The following is a 3,057-nucleotide window of genomic DNA, read 5'->3' on the forward strand; positions in this document are numbered from 1 at the left end:
AACCCGCACCCGCCGAGCGAGAGCACGAGGCAGACGCGCCGCACAGGGCCCGCCGCAGGCGATGGGGGGCGCAGCCCTTCCAGGGGCGCGGGGAACGGCGCGACCAGCCACGAACAAACCCGCACCCGCCGAGCGAGAGCACGAGGCAGACGCGCCGCACAGGGCCCGCCGCAGGCGATGGGGGGCGCAGCCCTTCCAGGGGCGCGGGGAACTGCGCGACCAGCCACGAACAAACCCGCACCCGCCGAGCGAGAGCACGAGGCAGACGCGCCGCACAGGGCCCGCCGCAGGCGAAGGGGGGGGCGCAGCCCTTCCAGGGGCGCGGGGAACTGCGCGAGCAACCACAAACAAACCCGCACCCGCCAAGCGCCAGCACCACGCAGACGCCCCCGCGAGAAGCTCGCCGCAGGCGAGAGGCCCCCGCCAAGAGAGAAGACCGGCCTGACACAATAGGCCGAGTGACCCGCGCCTCATTGGACAAGCAGCCGCACGACGTCGCCACGATGTTCGACGACGTCGCGGAACGATACGACCTCACCAACGACGTGCTCTCCCTCGGCCAGGCCCGCCTCTGGCGCAAGGAGGTCGCCAAGGCCGTCGACGCGCGCCCCGCGCAGAAGGTCCTGGACCTCGCCGCCGGCACCGCCACCTCCTCGCAGCCCTTCGCCCAGGCCGGCGCGTACGTCGTGCCCTGCGATTTCTCGCTCGGCATGCTGCGGGTCGGCAAGGCCCGTCACCCCTGGATGCCGTTCACGGCGGGCGACGGCACGAAGCTGCCGTTCAAGGACGGCACCTTCGACGCCGTCACCATCTCCTTCGGACTGCGCAACATCCAGGACACCGACGCGGCCCTGCGCGAGCTGTACCGCGTGACGAAGCCGGGCGGGCGCGTCGTGATCTGCGAGTTCTCCAGCCCTACGTGGGCGCCGTTCAGGACGGTCTACACCGAGTACCTGATGCGGGCGCTGCCGCCGGTCGCCCGCGCGGTGTCCTCCAACCCCGACGCGTACGTCTACCTCGCCGAGTCGATCCGCTCCTGGCCGAACCAGCCCGCGCTCGCCGCGCGCCTGCGGGACGCGGGCTGGTCGAAGGTGGCCTGGCGGAACCTGACGGGCGGCGTCGTGGCGCTGCACCGGGGGTTCAAGCAGCGCTGAACGCGCGGCACTGCGTAACGCTTGAGTTGAGAACAGGGATCTGGGTCCGGGCGGGAACCGGCCGCCGGGCAAGATGTGTCCGTTGATACGACCCGCGCCGGAACTTATACGGCTCTTATAAGTGGGTCGGTCCTTCCCGCTCGCGGGTGATCTCCTGGACTGTGACGGAGCGTTTGATGGCGTCGTACTGCCCGCACTGTGGGGCATCTGCCCCCGATGAGGCCCGCTTCTGCATGAAGTGCGGCAAGGAACGCCTTCCCGAGCCGTCGGCACCGGAGGCGCCGCCCGCTCCAACGAAGGCCCCCGGCCCAGCAGTTCCGGCCACCGACAACAGCAGCGACACGGCCGCCCCCCCGCCCCCGCCGCCACCTCCACCGACGTACACCCCCGCGCCCACCCCCACCGAACCCTCCGCCGTCGGCGCCTTCTTCGGGCGGACGTTCCGCGGTGACTGGGCGGGATCCGCGCAGGCCGCGCTCTGGCCCGTCGCGCTGCTGCTCATCGGCGCCATAGGCATCGCCATCCCGACGTACGGCCAGGACGACGAGGTGGTCGTCGACTTCACCGACCGCCTGCGGATCAGCCTCGCGCTGCTCCTCCAATCGGTCGGCGGCGGCTTCGAGCTGACGGGCAGTGAGCAGCAGCCGGGCTTCGGCGAGTCGAACGGAACAGGGTCGGGCGGGCTCGGTTCGGGCGGCCTGGGCATGGGCTCGGACTCCTCCGGTTCCGCGCTGGAAGGCGCCGCCTCCCTGCACCTGGTCCCGCTGACGGTGACCGCACTGTGGATCGCGGCGCTCTTCATCGGCGTACGCGTTCTGCGCAACCGCCTCGTCGCGCGGGAGCACGGTCACCTGGGCGGTCACCTGGGCGGTCACCTGGGCGGTCACCAGGGCGGCGGCACGGCCGGGCTCGAAGCGGCGCTGCGGGTCGCGCTGTTGGTGACCGTGGGCGTGCTGGTGCTCGCGCTGTTCGCGCAGCCCGAGGTCGAGGGCATCGAGCTGTCGTCGTCCCCGGCGCTCGCCGCGCTCGGCGCGCTGGTGCTCGCGCTCGTCGTCTCCTGCGGGGTCCTGCACCGCAACGGCCTGGTCGACGCGAGGCCGGGCACACAGGCTGCCGCCCGGGTCGTCGGTACCGCGCTGCGCGCCCTGGTCGTCGTCCTCGTACTCTGCTCGGTCGTCGCCTTCATCAGCCTCGCCCAGGTGGACGACCTGAAGGAGATCACCGACCTCGACGACGACGGCGTCTCGCCGCTCCTGGTCGCCCTGCTCATCCTGCCGAACCTCGCCGTCTCGGCGCTCGGCATCGGCTGGGGCGCCGCCGCGGAGGCCTCCGTGCGCGGCAGCAGCTCGCGGTACGGAGGCGGGTACGAGAGTGAGTCCTTCGGCCTCTCCGAACTGGGTGACGTCACCAACGACTGGGCGGTCGTGGGCGCGTTGGCGCTCGGCCTGGTCTGCGCGCTCACGATCGGCATCCTCGCGGCGCGGCGCTGCGTCGGCCGCGGCGAACAGCTGCTGTCCGCCGCCGTCTTCTTCGGGCTCGTCCTGCTGCTCGCCGGGGTCGGCGGGTTCGGCGTGGAGGCGTCCGGCGCCGTCACCGGCGGCAGTTCGGGATTCGGCGGGGCCGGCGGCGACGGCAGCGTGGAGGCCGGGCTCAGCGTCCCGGAGGTGCTGCTGTTCGGGATGCTGTGGATCTTCGCGGCGACGCTGCTAGGGCCGTATCTGCTGCGGATGACGGCCCAGAACGACGCCCCGGCGACGCCCGCGCACGCCCCTGGGGCGCCGCCGCTTACGGCGGCTCCTGCAGGGACGCCCGCCGGGGCCGCGCCCACTGGGGCGACTCCCGCGGGGGCCGTGCCCGCCGGGGTTGCGCTTACTGGGGCGTCTCCTGCCGGGGCTGCGCCCGC

2 protein-coding genes and 1 pseudogene are annotated in these 3,057 nt (G+C 72.8%); all 3 read left to right on the plus strand.

All coding sequences use genetic code 11. The features are described 5' to 3' along the window. Nucleotides 1-458: 458 nt before the first annotated feature. The gene (locus ACWDVB_RS14895; RefSeq protein WP_451515127.1) at nt 459-1,154 is read left to right on the plus strand and encodes a demethylmenaquinone methyltransferase; all 696 of its coding nucleotides are present in this window, start codon (nt 459-461) and stop codon (nt 1,152-1,154) included. Between the two features lie 176 nt (nt 1,155-1,330). Then, a pseudogene (locus ACWDVB_RS14900) lies at nt 1,331-1,375 on the plus strand (hypothetical protein); the annotation flags it as partial. A gap of 12 nt (nt 1,376-1,387) precedes the next feature. Beyond that, nucleotides 1,388-3,057 (plus strand): zinc ribbon domain-containing protein (locus tag ACWDVB_RS14905; protein ID WP_451515219.1); only part of this gene is annotated, 1,670 nt, incomplete at its 3' end.

The sequence above is a fragment of the Streptomyces sp. NPDC003379 genome (genome assembly GCF_053589195.1).